At 63.8% G+C, this 15,644-nt stretch carries 13 protein-coding genes; 9 read left to right on the forward strand and 4 right to left on the reverse strand.

Translation table 11 applies throughout. The annotated features are described in order from the left end of the window. Positions 1-93 precede the first annotated feature (93 nt). Positions 94-2,103, reverse strand: a complete 2,010-nt coding sequence (locus ACXMYJ_RS16050) for an FAD-dependent oxidoreductase (RefSeq protein ID WP_260756022.1) — start codon at positions 2,101-2,103, stop codon at positions 94-96. A gap of 251 nt (positions 2,104-2,354) precedes the next feature. Between ACXMYJ_RS16050 and ACXMYJ_RS16055 the strand changes: the two genes are divergently transcribed. The 9 genes from ACXMYJ_RS16055 (at position 2,355) to ACXMYJ_RS16095 (ending at position 11,846) form a co-directional block, all read left to right on the forward strand. Then, on the forward strand, positions 2,355-3,197 hold the full coding sequence (locus ACXMYJ_RS16055) for a phosphoenolpyruvate hydrolase family protein (protein ID WP_443188278.1): 843 nt from the start codon (positions 2,355-2,357) through the stop codon (positions 3,195-3,197). 73 nt (positions 3,198-3,270) lie between these two features. Further along, positions 3,271-4,611: a sugar ABC transporter substrate-binding protein gene (locus tag ACXMYJ_RS16060; protein ID WP_443188279.1), complete on the forward strand. Its 1,341-nt coding sequence runs from the start codon at positions 3,271-3,273 to the stop codon at positions 4,609-4,611. Positions 4,612-4,623: 12 nt separating this feature from the next. Continuing rightward, a complete protein-coding gene (locus ACXMYJ_RS16065; protein ID WP_443188280.1) occupies positions 4,624-6,189 on the forward strand; it encodes a sugar ABC transporter ATP-binding protein in 1,566 nt (521 codons plus the stop codon). A 5-nt stretch (positions 6,190-6,194) separates the two neighbouring features. Further along, complete coding sequence (locus ACXMYJ_RS16070) at positions 6,195-7,202, forward strand: ABC transporter permease (RefSeq protein WP_443188281.1); 1,008 nt, start codon at positions 6,195-6,197, stop codon at positions 7,200-7,202. A 144-nt stretch (positions 7,203-7,346) separates the two neighbouring features. Beyond that, positions 7,347-8,201: a mycofactocin-coupled SDR family oxidoreductase gene (locus tag ACXMYJ_RS16075; RefSeq protein WP_260757872.1), complete on the forward strand. Its 855-nt coding sequence runs from the start codon at positions 7,347-7,349 to the stop codon at positions 8,199-8,201. A 195-nt stretch (positions 8,202-8,396) separates the two neighbouring features. Continuing rightward, a complete protein-coding gene (locus tag ACXMYJ_RS16080; RefSeq protein ID WP_260756014.1) occupies positions 8,397-8,876 on the forward strand; it encodes a glucose-6-phosphate dehydrogenase in 480 nt (159 codons plus the stop codon). A 31-nt stretch (positions 8,877-8,907) separates the two neighbouring features. Beyond that, entirely contained in the window at positions 8,908-9,345 is a 438-nt protein-coding gene (locus ACXMYJ_RS16085; protein ID WP_260756013.1) for a hypothetical protein, read from the forward strand. Between the two features lie 160 nt (positions 9,346-9,505). Beyond that, a complete protein-coding gene (locus tag ACXMYJ_RS16090; protein WP_460357574.1) occupies positions 9,506-10,273 on the forward strand; it encodes a PTS sugar transporter subunit IIA in 768 nt (255 codons plus the stop codon). 7 nt (positions 10,274-10,280) lie between these two features. Then, positions 10,281-11,846 carry a PTS ascorbate transporter subunit IIC gene (locus ACXMYJ_RS16095; RefSeq protein WP_460357577.1) on the forward strand — a complete coding sequence of 522 codons (1,566 nt, stop codon included), beginning with the start codon at positions 10,281-10,283 and terminating at the stop codon, positions 11,844-11,846. A 33-nt stretch (positions 11,847-11,879) separates the two neighbouring features. Here ACXMYJ_RS16095 and ACXMYJ_RS16100 read toward each other — a convergent pair whose 3' ends face one another. The 3 genes from ACXMYJ_RS16100 to ACXMYJ_RS16110 form a co-directional block, all read right to left on the reverse strand. After that, complete coding sequence (locus ACXMYJ_RS16100; RefSeq protein WP_460357579.1) at positions 11,880-12,785, reverse strand: cation diffusion facilitator family transporter; 906 nt, start codon at positions 12,783-12,785, stop codon at positions 11,880-11,882. A gap of 102 nt (positions 12,786-12,887) precedes the next feature. Then, positions 12,888-14,774, reverse strand: a complete 1,887-nt coding sequence (locus tag ACXMYJ_RS16105; protein WP_460357582.1) for a S9 family peptidase — start codon at positions 14,772-14,774, stop codon at positions 12,888-12,890. Positions 14,775-14,874: 100 nt separating this feature from the next. Continuing rightward, positions 14,875-15,495, reverse strand: a complete 621-nt coding sequence (locus ACXMYJ_RS16110; RefSeq protein WP_460357587.1) for a TetR/AcrR family transcriptional regulator — start codon at positions 15,493-15,495, stop codon at positions 14,875-14,877. Positions 15,496-15,644 lie beyond the last annotated feature (149 nt).

The raw sequence follows: 15,644 nt of genomic DNA on the forward strand, positions 1-15,644 counted from the left end.
GGCGTGCCGTCGGAAGGAGCGCGTTCCCGCTGGGCGGTTTCGCCGGCGGCGGCCAATGCCGGCCGCCGGCGAAACCAGTGCGGCTCAGCCTGGTCAGGGCACCGGGCGAAGGGCGTCGGCGTCAAGACGCACCCGGATCTCTTCCGCGGCCAGCGCCGCCTCATGCACAGCGTCGTGGATGTCGCGTGGGCGCACACAGTCGCCCACCTGATGAACCTCCAATGTGTGATCGCGGGCCATGAGGGACTCATAGAGCGAATTCTCGGCGACACGACCTCCGATGACGACCGAGTCCGCTTTGAGCGTCCGGTACTCGCCCTTCTGTTGGATGCGAACGAACCCGGTTCCGATCTCCTCGGTAGTGCTTTCGGGAAGGAACTCGACGTTCGGCAGCGCTTCGATCTGGGCTTGAAGAAGTCCGCGCGCTGGATTGTCCTTGTTCACTGCCAACTCCGCGTTCGGGTCGACCAAGGTGATGTGCGCACCGCTGGTGGCAAGGTGGAGCGTCAGGTAGCAACTTTCCGCGTCTGCTCCCGAGACGACGATGCTCCCGTCCCATTCCTGCGCCGGCCGGTTGAAGGCGTCGAAGAGCGTATAGCTGGGAACACCATGGTCACCGCCGGCGTAGTCATGCCCGCCCGCAGCGCCTGTGGCGATGACCACCGCGTCGACAGGCATGTTCAGCAGATCGTCAACTGTCACTTGCTGATTGAGACGCACGTCGACGTGTAGCTTGTCCATCTGATGCGTCAGCCATGTGACAAAGTACCCGTAATCTTCGGCCACCTTCGAGGCATGGTTGAGCTGCCCTCCCAACTGAGACGAGGCTTCGTAAAGGGTCACGTGGTGACCTTGACGCGCCAGAATGCGTGCGGCAGTCATCCCTCCGGGACCACCTCCCACCACGACAACATCGCGGCGTCGTCCGGCCGGCCGAATCGCGCGGGTTCGTTCGAAAGTCGTATGTGGATTAACGGCGCAATGTGCCACCTTGCGGCCAAAGAAGAGGTTCAAGCAGGTGTGGCATCCGATACAGCGGTTGATGTCGGCGGGCCGGCCTTCTTGAATCTTGCGCACGAAGTGTGGATCGGCATGGAAGGCGCGCGTCATCGAGATGTAGTCGAAATCTTCTCGCGCCATCACCTCTTCAGCGAAGTCGGGATCACCGAGCTTCTGGGTGACACTCACCGGAACGCGGCCTTGCACCGCTCGCTTCAACTCGGCCGCCATGGCAACGAATCCGCCGCGCCGCTGCTCTGGACCGTGGAAAATCTGACCGCCGGTCTCATAGATCCCACCCGTGACGTCCAACAGATCAATGCCTGCGTCAACGAGCCGCAGACAGAAAGGAATCGTGAGTTCGGGAGTGAGGCCTCCCTCCAGGAACTCGTCGAGCGAGATGCGGTATCCGATCGGGTAATCCGGACCCACAACCTCGCGGACCGCCGCGAGCACCTCTAGGGCCAGACGGGCACGGTTCTCTTCGCTTCCTCCGTACTCATCTGTGCGCTGATTGCTCCATGGCGACAGGAACTGGCCCAGCACGTAGCCGTGCGCGCCGTGCAGATGGATCATGTCCACTCCTGCGTCCACGCACCTCTGGGCGGCGCGCGCGAAGGCCTGAACGACTTCCCGGATGTCCTCGAGGGTCATCTCTCGCGGGATAGGTACCGGGTCGAAAAACGTGCACGGCACGACCGATGGCGCCAAGGGTTGCCGCAGGCTCGCCGTCGATGCTGACTGTCGGCCCGCGAAGTAGAGCTCCATCGAGAGTTTGGCACCCTCGTCATGCAGAAGGGTGGCGAGCCGAGTCAACTGCGGCACAACGTGGTCGTCGTGGCATCCGATCTGAAAGGGATTGCCCAACCCACGCGGATCGACATACGTCGATTCGACGTTGATGAGTCCGGCCCCGCCACGCGCACGCTCGACGACGTAGTCGATGTAGCGCTGATTCAAACTTCCATCCCGATTCGCCATGGCCTTTTCCATCGGGCCCGCGATGATCCGGTTCTTCGTACGCATCCCGTTGATTCGGCCTTCGCGCAGCAGCTGTCGATACTCCATGGTGAGCCTTTCTTTCTGGTCGGCTTCAAGCGGCACCGGCGCTGATGAGTGGGGGAAGGGGCTGTGGGCTGAAGCGCCGAGTACGCCTTAGATGTACCAGATATGTACCCGCCGCGGACCGTTTTCGGGCAAAACTTCTTTTCGGCCACCGTTCTGGCGCGAGCCCTTGACATCCGGTACATAAGTGGTACATCGTGTGATGGCGGACACACCGCCCGAAACCCTAGTCCGCGCCCCCCTTTTCTTCAACGAACCGCGGTAGCAACCTTCAAGGAGATGGCACGTTTATGAACCAGATCATGGCTCGACTGCACGAGGAGATCGCCGCGGGGCGCCCCATCATCGGCGCCGGAGCGGGCACCGGTATCTCGGCCAAATGTGCTGAGGCCGGCGGAGCCGATCTGTTGATCATCTACAACTCGGGTCGATACCGTATGGCCGGCCGTGGCTCGCTCGCTGGGCTTCTTCCGTACGGGGACGCCAACGCCGTCGTGGTGGACATGGCGCGGGAGGTCCTACCCGCGGTGCGCAATGTCCCTGTGCTGGCCGGGGTTTGCGGTACCGACCCCTTCAGGGACATGGACGTGTTCCTGCGGGAGCTGCAGCGGCTCGGCTTCGCCGGAGTGCAGAATTTCCCGACCGTCGGTCTGATTGATGGCGCCTTCCGGCAGAACCTCGAGGAAACCGGCATGGGCTTCGATCTCGAGGTGCAGATGATTGCCAAAGCTCATGGTCTCGGGCTTCTCACGTCGCCCTATGTCTTCGATCCCATCGACGCAGCGAATATGACAAGGGCCGGAGCAGACATTCTGGTCGCGCACATGGGTTTGACGACAGCAGGAACCATCGGTGCAAAGACGGCCAAGACGCTGGATCAATGCGTAGAGGAGGTCCAGGCGATCCGGGACGAGGCGGTCGCCATCCGGGATGACGTAGTTGTGCTGTGCCATGGCGGCCCCATCGCCGAGCCCGACGACATCAATTACGTTCTCGACCGCACCACCGGCGTGGCCGGATTCTTTGGGGCCTCGTCAGTCGAACGTATTCCCACCGAAATCGCAATCACCGAGAACATGCGGCTGCTCAAAACGCTTCGTAACGCGGCCTCGACCAACGGCTCACGCAAGTAAGCACGCCGACACCACTTTCGTACCAGCCGAACTCGAATCACTGAACCTGACCAATAAGCTTGGAGGAACCCCGATGTCGCAACGAGATCGCGATCCCGGACAATTCATCATTTCGCGGAGAAACATGCTTCGCGGCACCGCCGTTGCAGGAGGCGCCCTCGCCTTCGGTGGACTTCTGTCGGCATGCGGCGGTAGCAACACCACCCGTGCGGTACCCACCGCCGCCGAAGGTGTCGGCGAACACGGCTGGACGGTGACCGACCAGTTCTACACCCTCAACAACGCCTACTTCCAGGGCTGGTCGCAGGGTTCCGAAGAAGCCGCGGCGGTCTTCCGCATCACGCGTAAGCAGCAAGTCGACGAGTTCAACAACGAGAAGGTCATCGCCATGTACCAGGCGGCGCCTTCTCAGAAGGTCAATGCCATCAGCTCGATGTTGGCCGACCCGGGCATCTCCCCGGAAATCCTGCGTATGGCACAACGAGAGAACATCTTTACGGTGCTGGGGTGGAATCTTGCCCCGTGGACCACCCCGTTCGACATAGGCGACAAGTTCTACACGTTCGTCACACCGAACAACATCGTGGGTGCTCAGACTCTGGCCGAGAAGCTCTTCAAGAAGATGGGCGGGGCCGGAGAACTCATTCACATCACCGGTGTCCCCGGAAACAGTGTCGACATCACCCGCACCGTCGGCGTTGACGCCGCGCTGAAGAAGTTCCCGAACATCAATATGGTCGCCCGCCAGCCAGGTGAATTCGATCGCGGATCAACAACACCGGTGATCGAGTCGCTGCTCACCGCTCACCCGAACGTCAAGGGCATCTTCTGTCAGAACGACGACTCGGCCGTCGCGGTGGTCAATGCTCTCAACGCTCGCGGTATGACAGTGCCGGTCACCGGCATCGACGCGATACCCGACTTTCTCAAGGCGATGCAAAGCCGACCGGAAGTCGCCTTCGCGACATGGGCGCACCACGGCGCCTGGCTCGGCGCCGCGTTGATGGTCAAGGCATACGATGCACTCGCAGGGGTCAAACTCTCCGCGTCTGAGCGAATGATGTTCTCAGGCGGCTTCATCGTTGACACGGACAAAGCCGCCGATGCGTATCAGAAGCTGATGTACAGCGGCTCCCAGTTCCCGTTCGATTACGCGAAGATGTCCAAAGCCCTCCACCCCGATGACTGGGACCCACAAAATCTGATGGCGCCCATCGAGTTTGAGTCCTACTTCGCGCTACAGCGGCCGAAGCCTGCCGGCTACGTGATTCCGGAGGCGTACCGCCAGGCTTACGAAAGCGGCGAACTCGACCGCACCGCCGAACTGTACCGCAGCCATTACAAGTCCGATCCGTTTGCTGATGTCCGCAAGCTGTGCGGCGACGGCGGGGCCGAGCTCTCCCTCTGGGGCTGAAAGAGAAACGTGATGATGGTTTCCAGCAATGCCGACACCTTTGAACGCGGCGACGCTCCAAGCGCTGGGTTCTTGCTCGAGGTCAAAGGTCTGACAAGAACTTTCGGACCTGTGCATGCCCTCAAGAATGTCTCGTTCTCAGTTCGACGCGGGGAAGTGGTCGGCCTGATCGGCGAAAACGGGGCGGGCAAGTCGACCTTGCTCAACATCATCAGTGGCACCGACTCAGCCGACGCCGGCACATTGTCGATCCGTGGAAACACGGTGACAATGCGGTCGTACAAGGAGGCCAACAGTCACGGCGTGTTCCGAGTGTTCCAAGAGCTGGCCCTTTTACCCAACATGACGGTATGGGAGAACCTGTTCCTTGGGCATGAGTCCCTGTTCTCGCGAGCCGGGGTGCTCGACCGCAACGCGGCAATCCAGCACGCGCGCGAAATCATGCACGAATACGGCCATGACTGGATCGATGTGTCCGCCCGCGTCGGTGATCTACCGTTCCCGGCCCAACAGCTCGTGGAGATCCTGAAAGCCTTCGCGCTGGCACGCCTGCTCGGTTACGACGAGCCGATCGTGTTGCTCGATGAGCCGACGACCTCGCTGTCCGGGGAGGAAGTTGAATTCCTTCACCGACTGATCGACACCGTACGTCAGCAGAGCGCGATGGTTTTCGTATCTCACCGGCTACCGGAGCTCATTGGGTGGAGTGACCGCATCGTCATCATGAAAGACGGGGAGCTCGTCGGTGAAGCGGCCGCAGACGCTCTCACCGAAGACGAGTTGCACTACCGCATGGTGGGGCGAGAGCGCAAAGGGAGCTTCTACCGAGAGGACCGTCAACGCGAACCAAATGATGTTGAAGTGCTACGCGTCCAATCGCTCAGTGACGACAAGCATTTCCGCGATGTCAGCCTGTCTGTGAGGGAAGGCGAAATCGTGGGAGTTGCCGGGGTTCTGGGATCCGGCAAGAACCTTCTCGGTCGCGCCATCTTCGGTGGTTCGAAGATCAGCAGTGGCATTGTCGAGTACAAGGGTAAGGCTCTGTCTCAAGACTCTCCCCGGACCTCGGTACGCAAGGGCATCGGTTATGTCAGTGCGGACCGCAAACTCGACGGAATGATCGAGACCTTCTCTGTCGGGCAGAACATCACTGTCGGTAGTTACACCACCGTGGGAAAGCCGCTTGTCAAACGAAGGTCTGAACGTCGCACCGCCGTCGAACTCATCGCCAGGTTGCGCATCAAGACCAAGTCGCACAGCTCCCCCATCACATCTCTCAGTGGTGGCAACCAACAGAAGGCGCTACTCGCGAGGTGGCTGGCGACCGGAGCGGAGCTGCTCATTCTGGACAACCCGACCAGAGGTGTCGATGCCGGCGCCAAAGAAGAGATTTACGACGTAATGCGAGACCTGGCTGATAACGGCGTTGCCATCCTTCTCATTAGCGATGACCTGCTCGAAATCATTGGTCTATCCAACCGACTGGTCGTCATGAACAGCGGCGTCGTAACCGACACCCTACCCGCCGCCCCGGAGGCCAAGCCGTCCGAGGCGCAACTGATCGCAAGGATGGTGTGAAACCCATGACCTCGTTGAAACCTGTTGTTGAACAGCATGTTCCCGGAATCAAGACTGAATCAACGTCCACGCGTGAACGTGCCCTGAAGGTGATCGACAATCTCGGTCCCGCAGTTGTGCTTGCGGCGCTGATCGTCGGATTCGCATTGGCCAGTCCGGTGTTCCTGTCATTTCAGAACATGACGAACATTCTGAGTGCGTCGTCAGTCCTGCTGGTGATCACCCTGGCCTCGACCACGGTAATCCTCACCGGCAGCATCGATCTATCGGTGGGTTCCACACTGACGCTATGTGCTGTGGTCGGAGCAATGCTCGCTGAGTATGCCGGAACCAACACCCTCTTGCTGATGCTGCCCCTGCTCGGCCTGGTTTGCGGCCTTCTCAACGGCGCCGTGGTGTCGTTCGGAAAGCTGCCGTCATTCCTGGTCACGTTGGGCACACTTTTCGCATTCGACGGTCTCGCCAACTTCCTCTCCGGCGGTCAACCGATCACGCTGATGCCGGGTGGATTCGCGGATCTCTTCACGGGCAGGATCGCCGGTCTTCCGAGAATTGCCCTGTGGGCGATCGCGGTGCTCGTCGTGACGATTCTGGCCTATCGCTACACACGTTTCGGTCGCTACCTGTACGCGATCGGCGGAAATGAACGCACCGCCCGGCTCTGCGGGGTCCCCGTCACGCAAGTCAAACTCTATGCGTTCATGATCAGTGGCCTGCTCGTTGGCATCGCGGCGCTCCTCCAGCTCACGCGTGCGTCCAGCGCGAGCCCTGGGATGGGCGAGCCATTCCTGCTTTTGGCGATCGGGGCCACCGTCATGGGCGGAACGGGTCTTGCCGGCGGCACTGGTGGCGCCGCCAACTCCATTATCGGCGTTCTGGTGATTGCGATCCTGAACAACGGTATGGTCCTGACCAACGTCAACCCCCACCTGCAGAACGTGGTGATGGGCATCGTTGTCGTCATCGCAGTAGCCCTCACTATGCACCGTCGTAGGCCAGACGTCGTGAAATAGTCGGCCCCGCAACGGTTTACGTGACGTGCGCAATGCATGAACTCCGTCGCCTCGAAAGGGGTTTCGATAACTGAACTCTCGACGAAATTCTGCGATTCAATCGCTCGCCAAAATTGAGAAGAAACAGATATGAAAGGGATAATCATGGCTAACCTGCAGGGAAAGGTCGCCTTCGTCACCGGCGCGGCACGCGGTCAGGGACGGGCTCACGCACTGGCACTCGCGGAGGCCGGCGCCGACATCGTCGCCATCGACATCGTCGACGACATCAGCACAGTGCCCTACGAACTCGCCAATGATCACGACTTCCAAAGTGTGGCCAAGGAGGTCGAGGCACTGGGCCGGGGCGCGGTGTTCGTCAAGGCCGATGTCCGTCAGCAGGCGGAAATCGATGCCGCCGTGCAGCAGGGCATCGACCAGTTCGGCCATATCGACATTCTGGTGGCCAATGCCGGCATCTACTCCCAGGCCAACTTCTGGGAGATGACCGACGACATGTGGCAGGACATGATCGATGTGAATCTGACCGGCGTGTGGCGTAGTGCGAAGGCCGTGGCTCCGCACATGATCGAGCGTCAGTCCGGTGCAATGGTTCTCACCTCGTCAGTGAACGGATTTCAACCCGGGTACCAGTTGGCCCACTATGTGGCAACCAAACACGGTGTCATCGGCCTGACGAAGAACTTCGCAAACGAGCTGGCCCCCTACAACGTTCGGTGCAACGCGGTATGCCCGGGAGCCATCGACACGACCATGCTGAACAATCCTCCGCAGTACGAGCGATTCGCAGGAAAGGCGGATGGTACTCGCGAGGAGGCGTGGGAGAGCGTGCGCCACTTCCACCTGCTCAAGAATCGATCGATGCTTCCCGCGGATGCCGTGAGCAAGGGCATCCTGTACCTCGTGAGCGACGACGCTGAGCATGTCACGGGTATCGCGCTGCCGGTCGATGCAGGTCACCTGGCTATGGATGGATACAACCCGTACCCGTTCAAGTAAGCCAGCGTTCTCGGTCAGCTCAAGACTGACCCGGACGCCGACGACGAAATCTCCGGAGCAGGAATCCCCGCTCCGGAGATTTCGTCGTGGTACCCCCACACCGAACCTGGCAAGTCGGTGAATTCTCGTCAGGGCATCTGGTCAGACCGCCGATCGGCGCGCACACTCGAGGTGTCGCCAATTTAGGGAGCCGCGATGAGCGAGCAACGGTATGACTTCTTCGGCGAGGTCTTCCGACGGTATTTCCGCCCCGCGATGGACGCCTACCCCAGGTGGGACGGGGGACCGGTGAAGAGAATGTTCACGTTGACCGACGCCGTTCAGGACCCGCTGGAACAGGGCCGCCGCGAGGCAGTGGCCTGGGGGCACGCCGAGGTCGGTCACGGCCGGTTCGTCGCCGAACTGTTCGTCGTCACCCAGCAGGGACTGATCTATGGCGCCGAGCTGAACAATCCCCCGCACGCGCTGTACTACCTGGCCACGCCGCCGGCGTTGTTCGATCCGCTCGTCGATCAGGCCGAACAGGCCGACCTGCCGGACAGCACGGTGGTGGTCGTGGACAGCGGAGTCGGTCACGACCTCGCATCGGCGCACCCGATGGACGCCGCGCTGCGCCGCATCCTCGACGAGCACTGGGCGCTGCGCGTCGAGCTCACCCCGGCCGCCCCGGGCTAACGTCCCGCGGGCCCGCCGCGATGACACAGGCATGACCCGGTTGCGAGCTCCTGGCGCGGTGGCGGCCGCGCTGACCGTGCCGTGGCTGACGGTGGCCGCCGCGCATGCCGACACCTACGCGGAGCTGCCACCGGTTCCGGTAGTGGCGTCCCCGGCCTGCGCGGGCACCGTCAGCGGCGAGGCGCAGGTGGCACCGGTCCAGACCTACGATCGGGTGGAGAACGGCGTCCGGGTCTCGATCAACTACGACGCCGGCATCTACGACGGATCCTGCTCGCTGACCGTGACCGCCGGGTGGTCCAATCTCGACACCGGAGCCTCCGGTAGCGGGGAGATCACCGCCGTCTCGACGATCGACGGGCACTACGGCTTCATCGGGTACGCCAACACCATGTTGGAAACGGGCAGCGGCACGGTTCTCGTCACGCTCAGCTCGCACCCCGGAGCCGAAATGCTGGTCAGCGCCTAGGGTGGCAGTCCGGGCGTGCATAAAATACCTTGATTACCAGCATGTTTCAAGTCCCGCCGGTCTGGGTCCGGCCGGGAGGAATCGCCGGTGCACGGTGACGACGGCGTCTTCACGCCGCGAATCGGCCCTGTGCGCGCGGTGGGCGTCTATGGTGGGGCACATGGCCGAGTTGGTCGACCTGCTCTCCGAAGACCGCGTTGCGCTTGACGTCCCCGCCGAGAGCTGGCGGGCGGCGATCACCGCGGCCGGCAGGCTGTTGGAACACGCGGGCATCGCCGAGACCGCCTACACCGACTCGATGATCGCGAATGTCGAAGCCAACGGCCCCTACATCGTGGTGGCACCGGGTTTCGCGTTCGCGCACGCACGGTCCTCGCCGGCCGTCCACCGCACCGGCATGTCCTGGGTCCGTCTGGCCGACCCGGTGGCGTTCGGGCACAAGACCAATGACCCGGTGACACTGGTGGTGGCGCTGGCCGCCAGCGACGCCGGTGCGCATACCGCGGCGATGGCGCAACTGGCCAAGGTGCTCGGGGATCCGGCCCGGCGCGCAGCGCTGGATTCCGCGGCGACACCGGCCGAGGTCCTGGCGGCACTGGGCGACCCGCGCTCGGCGACCGGGAACGCGGCGCCGGCCAAGACCAACAACCTGATCCTCACCGTGTGCGGAAACGGTCTGGGCACCAGCCTTCTTCTGAAGAACACGCTCGAGCAGGTGCTGCAGACCTGGGGCTGGGCGCCCTTCATCACCGTCGAGGCCACCGACACGATCTCGGCGAAAGGCAAGGCCAACAGCGCCGACCTCATCCTGACCTCAGGCGAGATCGCCCGGACCCTCGGAGACGTCGGGGTGCCCGTCAAGGTGATCGACAACTTCACCTCCACCTCCGAAGTGGACGGCGCACTGCGCGATTCCTACGACGTCTAGGAGCCCGATGAACTGGCTGGTCGGCACCGCCGAATTCCTGGTCAACGAAATCCTCTCCGTCCCGGCCTATCTGATCGGCATCATCACCGCGATCGGCCTGATCGCACTGCGCAAGTCCGCCGGGCAGGTGATCGGCGGAGCACTCAAGGCGACCCTGGGCTTCCTGCTGGTCAGCGCGGGCGCCACCCTGGTGGTCAGCTCCCTGGACCCGCTCGGGGTGATGATCCAGGGCGCCGCGGGCACCCAGGGCGTGGTCCCCACCAACGAGGCGATCGTCGGTATCGCGCAGGAACAGTACGGCGCCCAGGTGGCGTGGCTGATGATCCTCGGGTTCGCCGTGAGCCTGCTGCTGGCCCGGTTCACGCCGCTGCACTACGTGTTCCTCACCGGCCACCACACGCTGTTCATGGCGACGCTGCTGACTATTGTGCTGGCCACCGCCGGCTTGGACACCCCGGTCGTGATCCTGCTCGGCGGCTTCCTGCTGGGTGTGGTGATGGTGTCGCTGCCGGCCCTGGCCCAGCCCTGGACCAAACGGATCACCGGCGACGACAGCATCGCGATCGGTCACTTCGGCACCCTCGGTTATATCGCCTCCGGTGTCACGGGCCGGTTCGTGGGCGGCAGCAAGAGCCGGTCGACCGAAGACCTCAAACTCCCGGAAACGCTGCGTTTCCTGCGTGATTCGATGGTCGCCACCGCGTTGTCGATGGTGCTTATGTACCTGGTGGTGTCGCTGATCTACCTGGTCAGAGCCGGCCGGGATACCGCGTTCGCCGCGTTCGCCGACGACACCGGCGCCGGCGCCGCCGTCGATGTCGGCAACTACCTGATGAAGGGCGTGACCGAGGGACTCAGCTTCGGTGTGGCCGTCGCGGTGATCCTGTTCGGGGTGCGGACCATCCTCGGCGAGCTGGTGCCGGCGTTCCAGGGCATTGCCGAACGGGTGGTCCCGGGAGCGGTGCCCGCACTGGACGCCCCGATCGTGTTCCCGTACGCCCAGAACGCGGTGCTGATCGGTTTCGTCTCGAGCTTTGTCGCCGGACTGGTCGGCCTGGCGGTGCTGTCGGTGTGGCTCGGACCCGCGTTCGGCTGGGTGCTGGTGCTGCCCGGCCTGGTGCCGCACTTCTTCACCGGCGGCGCCGCAGGGGTGTACGGCAATGCCACCGGCGGCAGACGGGGCGCGATCGCCGGCGGTTTCGTCAACGGGCTGCTGATCACATTCCTGCCTGCGTTGCTGGTGCGTGTGCTGGGAGCATTCGGTGAGGAGAACACCACCTTCGGCGACACCGACTTCGGTTGGTACGGAATCGTTCTGGGCAACGCCGCCAAGCTGGGCACGGTGTGGGGCATGGTGTCGATGCTGATGATCGGCGGGATCCTGCTGGGACTGGCGATCGGGGTGCAGAAGCGGCTGGTGGACACCGACTGGGATCCTGCCCCGGGGCGTCCGGCTCCGGCCGGCGCGGGGGCAGGTGCGGGGTCCGGGGGCGAGCATCCCGGGGCCCGCAGCTACCCCAAGATCGCACCGCCGGTCGGCGCACCACCGCCCCCGCCGGCGCCCCGCACCTGACGGTCGGCATCGCCGCTCACTGGGCCCCACTCCCTATTGAGCGGGTGCGCCTGCCGGCTCGACGTGGATGAAGGTCTCGGTGTGCGGCAGTGCTGCGTCGATGTCGGCTTCCAGCCGGTCGGCGAGGTCGTGTGCCGCCTGCACGGTCCACTGCCCGGGCACGGTGACGACAACGAACACGAGACGCTGGCGGCCGGATTCGACCGTGCGCAGCGGCGCGAACTCGATGGGATACGTGCAGCGGTACCGGTCGAGGACCGCGTCCACCGCGGCATGATCGTCGTCGGGGAGGGCGGCGCTGAGCAGACTGCTCATCGAGCCGCGCAGTAACCGGTAACCCGTCCAGAGAATGTTGACCCCGACCGCCAACGCGACGATCGGATCGAGTGGGTACCAGCCCGTCAGCGCGACAAGGGAGATACCCACGATCACGCCGGCGGATGTCCATACATCGGTCATGAGGTGCTTGCCGTCGGCGACGAGGGTGGCCGAGCGATGTTGTCGACCCACCCGGTGCAGGGTGACCCCCACGACGAGGTTGACCACTGCCGCGACGGTGGACAGGGCCAGCCCCAATCCGGGCTGGACTAGCGGCGCGGGGCTCATCAGGCGTTCGACGGCGCTCCAGATGATCGCCGTGGCGGCCACGAAGATCATCGCGCCCTCGACCAGAGCTGACAGGTACTCGGCCTTGCCATGACCGAAGTGGTGGTCGGCGTCGCGCGGGCGGGCCGCTACCCGCAGCGCCCACAGCGCCACCACGGCCGCAACAAGATTGACACCGGATTCCAACGCGTCGGACAGGAACCCGACCGAACCGGTGACCACGGCGGCGGCCGCCTTCAGCGCCATGGTCACGAGTGCGGCGGCCAGGCTCAGCAGCATGAAACGTGACAGCAGACGGTGCTCCTGCTGCTTGGACAACGGAATCGCAGTCATGTCCGGCTCATCCGATCTCTCGCGGGGCCGCCGCCGCGAAGGCGTGCGCGCAGCACCAGCTTGCGGACTTCATCGAACCACAGCACCAAGCCAAGGCGGCCGCTAAGGTTTCCCGCCCGCCCGACCCACGTACCGCGCGAGGAAACGTTCGATCGCGCGATACATCTCGATCACGTTCTCGGGGTTCACCGCGCCGTGGCCCTCATCGGCCTGGACCAGGTATTCGACCTCGACACCGCGAGCGCGCAGTGCGTCCACCAGGTTGTCGGACTCGGCCTGCACGACCCGGACGTCGTTGGCGCCCTGGATCACCATCAGCGGGGTGCGGATCTGATCCACCTTGGTGATCGGGGAGCGCGCCATCATGTCCGCCAGCTGTTCGGGGTCGTCGGGATCGCCGACGTAGCGGTGCCAGTTGTTGGCCAGGTGCGGCCGCGCCACCGGCGGCAGGGTCCGCATGAAGTTCGCCAGATCGCTGATGCCGACGTAGTCGACGGCGGCGGCGAACACGTCCGGCGTGAACGTGACGCCGACCAGCGCCGCGTAACCGCCGTAGGAGCCGCCGAGGATCGCGACCCGGTCCCGGTCGGCGTAGCCCTGCTCGACCGCCCAGTTCACCCCGTCGATCAGGTCGTCGTGCATCCTGCCCGCGAACTCGCCGATCGCGGCCTTGAGGAACGACTTGCCGTAGCCGAGCGACCCCCGGAAGTTGACCTGCAGCACCGCATATCCGCGGTTGGCCAGCAGCTGCACGCCGGGGTGATAGTCCCAGCTGTCGCGGTACCACGGTCCGCCGTGCACCATCAGGACTAGCGGCAGCCCCTTCGGCGGCACCCCGAGCGGCAGGGTCAGATACGAGTGCAGGGTCAGGCCGTCCCGTGACGTGATCGCCACCGGCTGCATCGGGGCCAACTGGTCGGGATCGAGATGCGGGAACGGCCGGTACAGCAGCCGGCTCACGCCGGTCTCATGGTCGTAGAGGTAGGTCACGTGGGGATCCTGGTCGTGGGTGAAGCTGACGACCCACCGCCGGCCGGCCTCGTCGGAGGTGATCCGGCCGATGTCACCGTCGGAGAGCTTCTCCAGCTTCGAGAGAACGTCGGCGAATCGGGGATTGAGCGCGTGAATGACCTGTCGCTCGCGGGCGTAGCGTACGCCGAGCAGTTCGCCGGTCCGACGGTCCTGGATCAGCGGCTGCGACATGAACGGGTTGACCACGCCGCGGTGATCGAGATCGAACTGGGGGTGACTGTCGACCTCGGCTTCCTGGCCGGTGGCCAGATCGATCCGGACCAGGCGGGAACGGTCGCTGCCGCGGTAGGACCCCATCCAAACCCCCGTGCCGTCGGGGGTCAGCACGAGCGGATGGATGCCGACGGGATGGTCGGATCCGTCGAAGGTCGTGATGGACCGCAATGTCGCTGACTCGCTGTCCCAGCGCGACAGATCGAGATTGCCGTCCGGCGTCAGCGATGTCGCGAACAGACGCCCGTTGTCGCTGCGCAGCCAGTTCGACGCGGTTCCCGGGTTCTCGGCGAGCAAGGTCAGATCGCCGGTGGCGATATCGAGTTCATAGACGTCGAACAACTGCGCGTTGCGCTGGTTCGTGATGACCGCGACCTTGCCGTTCTTGACGTCCCCGATCGGCGAGGCGATGACGCCGGGAAAAGGGGTGAGGTCGACGGTGGCACCGGCCGGAGCGTCCAGGTCGATGCGGTGGATGTGCCAGTTCTCGTCGCCGTCGGTGTCCTGCAGGTAGATGATCCAGCGCGGATCGTCGGTCCAGTCGAAGTGATGCACGCTGCGGCGGTCATCGCTGGTGACACAGCGCGCTTCGCCGTCGGAGTCGATGTCCTGGACCCACACGTTGAGCCGGTTCCGCCAGGGCGCGAGAAATGCGATGCGCGATCCGTCGGGGGAGATCGCCGCGCCGGCGCGGGTGGGCGGGTTGAAGAAGTCCTCCACCGAGATGTACGCGGGCTGTGTCATGAAAACCTTTCTGAGTAGGCAGGCAGCGTCATTCCCGCGGCCGGGTCAAGCCCTCGGACGGAGTGACGTGCCTATGCGATTGTGGTGCTTCGGATTTCGATCAGGTGTCGACGGGACCACCGAAACGGCCGTTGGTGGCGTCCCTGACGGCACGGTCGATCAGGTCCAGGGCCTCTTCCTGGCTGACCGTCTCGTCTTCGAGGATGACCCTGCGGCCCACGTCCTCGTCGATGACACGGAACGCCCCGGTCACCGCGGCGGCGCACAGGCGGACCGTGAGGTGTTGCTGCGGCAGCTGAAGCCGTTCGGCGACAACAGGAATGAAGTCGCGCTCCATCTGGTCGTGCACCATCAGATACGAAGTCCGCAGCGCGGGCTCGTCCACCGAGACGGCGGTGATGCGCAGCGCGCGCCGCACGTCGGCGATCTCCTCGTCGTCCAGCGGGTTGGCCGCGGTGTAGGCCGCCATGTGGTCGGCCAAGGACAGCTCGGCCGGCCACTGGTGTGCCAGCGTGAGGAAACGCTGCGCCGACAACGCCAGCACGGGCTCCACACAGGCCTCCTTACTGCGGAAGTACCGCCACACCGTGCGAGTGGAAAGCCCTGCCGCCGAAGCGATGTCGTCACCGCTTGTCGCAGAGACGCCTTGCTCCCAGAACAGGTCGCACGCGTGCCGGGACACCTCCAGGCGCGCCAGCGCCTGCTTGTCGTGGGTGTCGATGACCGCTACCTCCTTGTCACTTAGCCTCGATCCACCGATGAATCGCCTGTTCGGAGGGTGTTGATGTAAGGAAAGTGCCCTTTGAGCTGGGATGATTGGAGTTACCACACTTCGATCAGCCCACGTTCAGAAAGGCACTTCCGGTGCAA

Source organism: Mycobacterium sp. ZZG, assembly GCF_054786995.1.

Bases quoted from the DNA above. Each gene is read 5' to 3' on its own strand.
- ACXMYJ_RS16060 (WP_443188279.1), top strand. From the start codon at position 3,271: ATGTCGCAACGAGATCGCGATCCCGGACAATTCATCATTTCGCGGAGA.
- ACXMYJ_RS16075 (WP_260757872.1), top strand. From the start codon at position 7,347: ATGGCTAACCTGCAGGGAAAGGTCGCCTTCGTCACCGGCGCGGCACGC.
- ACXMYJ_RS16080 (WP_260756014.1), top strand. From the start codon at position 8,397: ATGAGCGAGCAACGGTATGACTTCTTCGGCGAGGTCTTCCGACGGTAT.
- ACXMYJ_RS16085 (WP_260756013.1), top strand. From the start codon at position 8,908: ATGACCCGGTTGCGAGCTCCTGGCGCGGTGGCGGCCGCGCTGACCGTG.
- ACXMYJ_RS16065 (WP_443188280.1), top strand. From the start codon at position 4,624: ATGATGGTTTCCAGCAATGCCGACACCTTTGAACGCGGCGACGCTCCA.
- ACXMYJ_RS16090 (WP_460357574.1), top strand. From the start codon at position 9,506: ATGGCCGAGTTGGTCGACCTGCTCTCCGAAGACCGCGTTGCGCTTGAC.
- ACXMYJ_RS16095 (WP_460357577.1), top strand. From the start codon at position 10,281: ATGAACTGGCTGGTCGGCACCGCCGAATTCCTGGTCAACGAAATCCTC.
- ACXMYJ_RS16055 (WP_443188278.1), top strand. From the start codon at position 2,355: ATGAACCAGATCATGGCTCGACTGCACGAGGAGATCGCCGCGGGGCGC.
- ACXMYJ_RS16070 (WP_443188281.1), top strand. From the start codon at position 6,195: ATGACCTCGTTGAAACCTGTTGTTGAACAGCATGTTCCCGGAATCAAG.
- ACXMYJ_RS16100 (WP_460357579.1), bottom strand. From the start codon at position 12,785: ATGACTGCGATTCCGTTGTCCAAGCAGCAGGAGCACCGTCTGCTGTCA.
- ACXMYJ_RS16105 (WP_460357582.1), bottom strand. From the start codon at position 14,774: ATGACACAGCCCGCGTACATCTCGGTGGAGGACTTCTTCAACCCGCCC.